This is a genomic window from Vibrio sp. 5S239, from assembly GCF_041439575.1.
Classification (GTDB): domain Bacteria; phylum Pseudomonadota; class Gammaproteobacteria; order Enterobacterales; family Vibrionaceae; genus Vibrio; species Vibrio kanaloae.
Genome location: NZ_JBGOOM010000031.1, coordinates 41,094 through 48,438 on the forward strand (window position 1 = coordinate 41,094; position 7,345 = coordinate 48,438).

Below are 7,345 nucleotides of genomic sequence, written 5' to 3' on the forward strand. Positions count from 1 at the left end.
AGAAGTGGCGGTAAACGAACCGTTGAAACCCATCCCGAGGACAGGGTAGGGCACAAACACAAAGCATACTCAGACAGCACTTGGCCGCTAAAGTGAAAGCTTGTCTAGCCCTGATTGTTACCGGAACGGCCAAGACAACGGAAAGCACGTTGTTTGTGATTGAAGTGGCTTGGTTGAGCCACCGAGGAGTGAGGTACGAGCGAAGAGGTTCGCGAGGTAAAGCATGGTTGCCCGAAGGGTGCTTAATTTCAATACCTTAACTATGAACAATGTTATAATGCGCCTAGTTTTTCTGGGGTGTGGTTATGGGCATTGACGTTAAAAAGAATCGAAGACAAAAAACTAAGCAGGTCAGCTTAAACGAGGCTCATGATAAGTTAGTTGTCACCGATCCCGATAAAAACCCAGTTGAGCATGACATTGGCCTTGATGAATTGATTACAGCTGTATTTCAACGAAAGAAGGCGAAAGACCGAACCGGTGATGGGAACCCCCTGATATATGCATTAAAGAATATGCATGGTTTTTCTATATCGGAAGCTGATAAGAACGTGCTGTATGCTTATATGAAAAGCATTATCAAACATCATTATTCTGGTGAGGAGTTTGATACTATTGTACCACTTCCATCTTCAAAGCCTATAGCTCTTTGGTTAGCTGAAGCTTGTCATGAAGTACTTGATGTACCTATTGAGCGAAATGCTTTTATTAAAGCAACGAATGCTAATATTTTGAACCAGTTACAAGGGGTTCAAGGGGATCAAGAAATAGTAGAGCTAAGAAAGCAACTAGAGCATGCAAAACCAAATGGTACCTTTGCTATGAAAGAGCTGTCGCAGCACCAACGAGAGTTTGTTGAACCAGTAAAAGCAAACCCATATTACAAAGCGAAAGAGCGTATTCTACTTGTTGATGATTTAGTTTCTTCTGGTGCGAGCCTGAAGTCGGCATATAACTCAATCAAAGATAAGTCGCCGCAAACCAGTATTGAATGCTTAACTTTATTGGGGCCTGTCACTTAGGCTATGGTGTCTTGACAACTATGTTCCCAGAACCTTATAATCACCTTAGACCGTACATGTGCTCTATGGTCTTTAAAGAAGATATAGACGAAAGTTTATGAGCCCGAGCGTGCACCCTCAAGCGAGGTCAAACCATAAGGGTTAAATATCGCTACGTTAGGCATCGGCTGACACCATTAAATTATTAATGACAAAAACGCCCAGTTTTATCTGGGCGTTTTTGTATGTAAAATATAAGAAAGCCCAGTATATACTGGGCTTCTTTGAGCCTGAGTTAGGTTATTAGTTTGGCAGCAAGTGTACTGATGAGTTGGGAACAACAATTTGCACTCTATCTTTGTCTTTAAGATGTAATGATAAGACGGTATTACTGCCTATCCCCTTAAACAAGACCTGCGCATTTTCAAATTTCAAAAAGCTAGCTCCAAAGTTACTTGGCTGCCCCTTGGGACCCGACTCTTCAGCATAGATGCTATAAGGCGCTTTGATATGAACCGTTGCAGAGTCGACCCTCACATCTGCAGCTCTCATCACGCCAGTGACGAGCATAGTTGGCGCCCCAGGAATAACTAACGGCATGAGGACCATGGCAAGCAATGAAATACTATTTCCTCTCTTAACCCTTTTAAGGATCGCTTCTTTTTGTTCCGTGGATATATCCGCCTTTAACTGCTTATTCGCCTCTTCTTCATTTTCTTGAATAGAGCTCCACATAACAGAAGATGAAAAAAGAAGAACGAGTACCACCATGAGTGATCGCCAATCTTGTAAAGCTAGGAACCCCGCAAATAAGAAGCCGATAAAGGCAATCCCATAATGTTCAGCTCTCGCCTTTCTAATTTTAGGCAAGCTGTTTATCTGAAGGTCCTTGTTAGTCACTCTATTTATCAAAATTAATATCTTACTCAGAAGCTTGATTACAAGCTTCCATAAAGGCCAAAGTGCTAAACCTAAACTCGTAAAGCTAAAGCTAAACAGAGCAACCAACACACTCAATACCGTAGCAAGTAAAATAAACAGTAACCCATCACCTATCGTTACTCCCGAAGGAAAATAGCCGATAATCCAGCTGTATGCACATATAGCGAAACCACCAACCAACACCCCTACCTTAAAAGCGACAGTCAGGAATTTATTTAAACATTCTAGTTTTTCATTCCAATCATTCATTAACATATATCTAAGCAACCTTTACCAAAGAATCAACATCAATAATTTGTTGAAGATCTTGGACCCCCAGGGCGTGTAAACGTGGCGCTATATGCTTTTGTGCGTTCAAAAAATCAATTGCTCGCCCATGTTTCAACAACTCACCGCCCCCACAAACGACTAGGTAGCTATCGAATTCTGTTCTCGCGGCATCCAAAGCTGTATACCCCAACTTCTCGATCGTGGTTCCTGTAGACTCTTGGTACTTTGCAACGATCTGCAGTGTGCGTGTTGGGGTATACACAATGTAGTGAGCATAATCACTTTTATCAGCAAAGATACTCGGATACTTAACATTAGACTGATAAGTAAAGGGGGATTGAGTGTTACTGGCAGTAAAGCCCATTGATTGAAGTTTCTCGGATATGTCTTTAAGAAGATCTTTTCTACACATAATATTATCTCGTATTCACGTTATTAGAATTGAGATGCTACTTAATACTCAAGTAGCATCAGAGTTTGTTGTTTTAGTTATCTCGGAAGCGAACGTTTATGCTTACGAACCAGTTCTGTACGGCCATAGCGGCGACGCACGTATGAACAGACATCAACAAGTTTTAATCGAGTACTCATATGAAATTCCTCTGTACAACTTAACAAAGAGGGAACTCAAAGATTGAAGTGAACACTGTAGAAAGGTAATATCGCAATTCTCACCGAGCGATTTGGTTTCCACAGCAAACCTGAGACCTCTTGTGTTGGGTCTTGTAATCGATCATGCCAATGACGACTACAGTTCACTTCACGTTAAAAAAGCACTTTTAGAGAACTTCTAAAAGTGCTTTTTTATTGCTCCTTCCTAATGCCTTTAAACGGCGAACCGTCTTGTTTAACGCTCATAAAACGCCCTGTATTCGCATCGCGTTTAACCCAATGCCCAGAAGGCGTTTGAGTCTGTGAACGTTCGCGAACCATCCCATGACGGCGGTTGTCACCTGTCTTTCCGTTAGTTGCCATAAGGCCTCCAAATCTGATTTAATTAATCTGTTTAAGCTGAAACAAAAAAGAATCCTCTCAGCTACAAGAGGATTCTAATCTTAAAATCTGGTTAACGCAAGCTGTTTAATCAGATTTTATTGCATAATAAATAAATTCTTTTCCGCCAGACTCTGCAGCCTCTTCGGAACGAGTGATATAACCTGCACTGTAAAGTTTTTTCAATCGAGTACTGGCATTAGGAATACTGATACCAAATGCAGCAGAGATACTCGCAGTCGTTGCAGAACCGTTATCTAAAACGAACTCAACTACATCTCGAGTACCTTTCGTCATTTCAGGACCTATCACTTTGTATTGATTTCCCGACCAAACCACTAGAGGTTGACCTTTTGCCTCAGCCGCATAGGACCAGTTATCAATAAGATCCTGATCAGCTACATCAATTAGATAAAAGCATTTTTCACCTCGATACAAGCGCGCGAGAGCAACAACACTTTCACGTGGAAAAGATGCATCTGTCGCCTCTATCTCATCCAGAGAAATGCCAAATACAGAGCAAGAGGTGTGAGAGTCGACTTCTTTCATCAATTTATGAAAAACATCTTTCCCTTGAACATTGCCAAAAGGGTGATCATCTTTCGTAAAATCGCGGAGTTTGATTATCATTTTATTCTGATTCATATTGATAATTTAAGGAGAAGATCTTAAATTAATCAAGAGAAAAGTCAAAACAAATATGCGAACCGCATAATTTTTGCAAGCCACACCTCACTTTATGATCTGCGAGAACCCCCGCAGAGTAAATAAGGGTTAACTCGAAAGATTCCTGCCTAATGTGTATCTCCGCATTAAACTTGGCGGCGATATCACCACTCCTTTTGAGCCCTAAACCTCGACTTTCATCATCATTATTATCAGCGCTACTTATGCGACCTTGTTCAAATAAACGTTTTATAAGCAGTGCATCATTTTCAGCATTAGCGGTTTTGAACTCTTGATATACTTCCGGATAACGCTCTTTTAAAACGCGACGTAGAGAGTTCGCGATACCGACGCCACTATCTGATATAACTGTTTGTATCTTATTAGTTTTAGAGTAAACCTGAAGCGCAGCGAAACCATCAATAGGTGATTTAGAGTGATCTCGAACGTTGCCAAAAAGTTCAGAAATCATTGTAAAAGCAGCATTGGAATGCTTTTTACCAACCTGCTCTATGAACGCTTGCTTGAGCTGAAGAGGAATGCGCTCATCTGGCTCTTCTGGATTAATCACACCGAACTCCATCACCTTACTGTTCTGACCATAATAACAAGATGCATCCTTCACATTAGGTGTAACGACGGCACGTTTATCAACCAGCTCAAAAAAACCAACACGACACAAGTATGTGAAAGACTGATCACACGCACTAAAATCCAATGAAACAGACTTATTTTGATGCACTAATTGATTAATTAGAGCAAGTAGTTTTCCCAGAGAATCAAGTAAGAAACTCCCTCCAAGAAAAGTTATTTCAATTACAGTAGTTTCCTGAGCCCATAAACCACTGTACTGCTTTATCACCTCTTCAAAACCATCGGAAGTTAACCAGCGACATTCGGGAACAGGAAAGACCACTTCCAACGCTCCGTTAACTAAAGACCATTCATAGTCATCATTCTGGATATAAGTAGAAGAATTAGCGTGCAGTAGTGCATTTACTTTTTTGCGTTCAAAGCCCAAAACCGATGCTATTTTCTTTGCCTTTAATTTTGGCTGTTCTCTTAACAAATTTTGAATTGCTGATTCCATTTCAATGCTCATAACCCTATGTCTACTAAGAGAATATATGGTCTAACACTTTTTTTTCAATCCGTTCAATTTAAAACATAAACAAAACGTGAACTTACCACCACGACACGACCGCCGCTGCGCCATTAAATTACACGTGATGATGCAACTTAAGCAGACAGAACAATAGCATCCACAAAGCTAGTTAAACCAAAGAACGGGGCGCAGCATAGGGTGGGCGGGGGATGTGGTGTGTGTTTGTGGACAGGACAATACTCATTAGAAACTGGGTACCCGATAACGAATTAAAGCGATAGGTGGTTATTGGAACACAAACACTGCAGCCCGGAGCCAAATGGGCAAAGAAAAGAATGAGAGCGAAGAGGGCTGGCCGAGTGCCGGGGGCACGCGCATTGGCCGGCACGGCCAACAAAAACTACCCACACCAAAGAATGTATCAGGTATATGAGGGAAGTGAACGTATGGAAACACGTCGTTTGTGTTTTGATACGTTAGCCAATAGCCCTGCTTTGCCCGTCTTTTGGGGCAAGGCAGATAAATAATAGCCAGCTTGCCTGGCTGCCTTAAAGCATGCTTTTTATGCGGTTGTGAAAATTTACACATAATGTCCAATAATACTTGAAGTAGCTCAGTGCCCGACAGCTTGCTGGCGAACCGGCACGTGCTATTTTGTATTATTCCACATTATGTTCAATTTGAACTAAAAGCCCCAAGCTTGGGGTTTGGGGCTGGTAATCGATCTTTAAAGCAGCCTTGCTACGGAAGACAACGCGCTGCCGCCTGAGTGGTGATGACGTTTATGTGATGGGCTGTGGCGCGCAGCGTCACGTGTTTAGCCCATGACATGTTTTTTCGTGTTCACCACTTAGAAGTGGCAAGTTTTGGCTGGAGTGGTTAGCAAGGCCAGCCTAATACTCGATCTCGTTTATTTCAAAAGATCTTATTTTTTTAGGGATTTCTATATCTATGCAACCTTGAATTCGTATTTCTGAGATAAAAGGAATCTTCGCTTTACCTGACCGTTTAAATTTTAAGGACAACAAGCAGTTGCTTCTAGCCAATACACCACTTGGGAAAGATTCACTTTGTATCAATGCTCTAATTACATGCCCTCTATCTCTGAACTGAACCACTTGATAGTTTTTCTGATTTATCAAAATTTGCTTATTAACTTCAATCAGCTCAAAGCTTGCTACAAAAAGCTTTAGGGGCTTCTTGTGTGAGCTATAGAGGTGTAGTTTTCTCACTTTTTTTATAAGCTCGTAGTCGAAAATTTGTTTCTTTTTCTTGGTATTTTTTGGAGAAGTGAGCAGCTTTTTCTCTTTAATTTTTTCGCGATAATGCTTAATAACCAAGCTCTTATCAATACCCTTATTTGCTAACCAACATGCATGAACTTTCCAACCACCTTCGGAGGCTGTTCGATCAGCTAAAAAGCACCCGCCGTTACTTGAATTTTCAACAAAATACACCGGAGCTTTGCACCAAAAGCACAGAGTAGGGAATAGCTTCCCTTGTCCGCCATTATTTCTAAAGGACATTTTGATCAATGACTCGGGATTTTTTAAACTCTTTGAGATAGACGAAAAGCTTTCACTAGGTCCAGCCTCTTGGACCATAACTTTTCTGCCGTCTCCTAATGTTCTCCAGCTACTCATGGGAGCCCAACACTTTATAAACTGTCGTTCGACTACACCCTAACTCTTTACTTATCGCATGCTTATTCATACCTTGCTCCGCAAGCTCTTGAATGCGTTGGTGAAGCGTCTTATCAGGAAATCGGCCGAGGTGCCTCCCTTCAGATCGTGCGCGCTCCCTACCCTCATTACAGCGCTGTAGGATGCGTTTTCTCTCCATTTCTGCGAACGCTGAAATGGTGGTGTAAATAACTCGACCCACATCGCTGTTGATATCCAGATCACCCAAGTCATGGAACACTAAGCCGGCTTTCTTTGCTGCAAGTTGATCGGCAACTTGCAATGCATCGATAGTATTGCGAGCAATACGGTCGACTTTAGTAACGTGGATTACGTCCCCTTCCCTCGCAAAGTCCAGCAACAGGTTAAGCTGTTCTCTATCGGAAGATTTACCACTCGCTTGCTCTTGGTAAATTTTTTCACAGCCTATCGCTTTAAGCTGTTCAAGTTGAACATCGAGCGTTTGGTCTTGGGTACTGACGCGGGCGTAGCCAATTTTCATGAGAAGAGCCTTAAAGTGAACATTAAGATAGGTTAACTTTAGTGTACATGTTCACTTTATATTTTAAAGACTAACTGGACAGTATTGAGAGGGGCAGCATGTAATGTCCATAAAGTTACACCTTTATGGACATTATTTATCGAGTATTAATTTTTTCTGACGGTGTGCTCAGCATAAGTAAAAC

General features: G+C 41.5%; 9 protein-coding genes. 2 read left to right on the forward strand and 7 right to left on the reverse strand.

Features of this window, described 5'->3' with window-relative positions:
* Positions 1 to 305 precede the first annotated feature (305 nt).
* The gene (locus ACED48_RS18845; RefSeq protein ID WP_017055770.1) at positions 306 to 1,022 is read left to right on the forward strand and encodes a phosphoribosyltransferase; all 717 of its coding nucleotides are present in this window, start codon (positions 306 to 308) and stop codon (positions 1,020 to 1,022) included.
* A 282-nt stretch (positions 1,023 to 1,304) separates the two neighbouring features.
* Here ACED48_RS18845 and ACED48_RS18850 read toward each other — a convergent pair whose 3' ends face one another.
* The 5 genes from ACED48_RS18850 to ACED48_RS18870 form a co-directional block, all read right to left on the reverse strand.
* Complete coding sequence (locus ACED48_RS18850; protein ID WP_139151177.1) at positions 1,305 to 2,192, reverse strand: hypothetical protein; 888 nt, start codon at positions 2,190 to 2,192, stop codon at positions 1,305 to 1,307.
* A 10-nt stretch (positions 2,193 to 2,202) separates the two neighbouring features.
* Positions 2,203 to 2,625 (reverse strand): PD-(D/E)XK nuclease superfamily protein, encoded by a 423-nt coding sequence (locus tag ACED48_RS18855; RefSeq protein WP_017055772.1) that lies wholly within the window; start codon positions 2,623 to 2,625, stop codon positions 2,203 to 2,205.
* 392 nt (positions 2,626 to 3,017) lie between these two features.
* Entirely contained in the window at positions 3,018 to 3,188 is a 171-nt protein-coding gene (locus ACED48_RS18860) for a hypothetical protein (protein WP_017055774.1), read from the reverse strand.
* 105 nt (positions 3,189 to 3,293) lie between these two features.
* Positions 3,294 to 3,836: a helix-turn-helix domain-containing protein gene (locus ACED48_RS18865; RefSeq protein ID WP_017055775.1), complete on the reverse strand. Its 543-nt coding sequence runs from the start codon at positions 3,834 to 3,836 to the stop codon at positions 3,294 to 3,296.
* A gap of 43 nt (positions 3,837 to 3,879) precedes the next feature.
* A complete protein-coding gene (locus ACED48_RS18870) occupies positions 3,880 to 4,962 on the reverse strand; it encodes an ATP-binding protein (protein ID WP_017055776.1) in 1,083 nt (360 codons plus the stop codon).
* Between the two features lie 350 nt (positions 4,963 to 5,312).
* Here ACED48_RS18870 and ACED48_RS18875 point away from each other — a divergent pair, with 350 nt between their 5' ends.
* Complete coding sequence (locus tag ACED48_RS18875) at positions 5,313 to 5,504, forward strand: hypothetical protein (protein ID WP_016797427.1); 192 nt, start codon at positions 5,313 to 5,315, stop codon at positions 5,502 to 5,504.
* Between the two features lie 366 nt (positions 5,505 to 5,870).
* Here the strand turns inward: ACED48_RS18875 and ACED48_RS18880 are convergent, their stop codons facing one another.
* On the reverse strand, positions 5,871 to 6,620 hold the full coding sequence (locus ACED48_RS18880) for a hypothetical protein (protein ID WP_017055778.1): 750 nt from the start codon (positions 6,618 to 6,620) through the stop codon (positions 5,871 to 5,873).
* The gene (locus tag ACED48_RS18885; protein ID WP_017055779.1) at positions 6,613 to 7,161 is read right to left on the reverse strand and encodes a recombinase family protein; all 549 of its coding nucleotides are present in this window, start codon (positions 7,159 to 7,161) and stop codon (positions 6,613 to 6,615) included. Before ACED48_RS18885 ends, ACED48_RS18880 begins: the two co-directional genes overlap by 8 nt.
* Between the last annotated feature and the right edge of the window lie 184 nt (positions 7,162 to 7,345).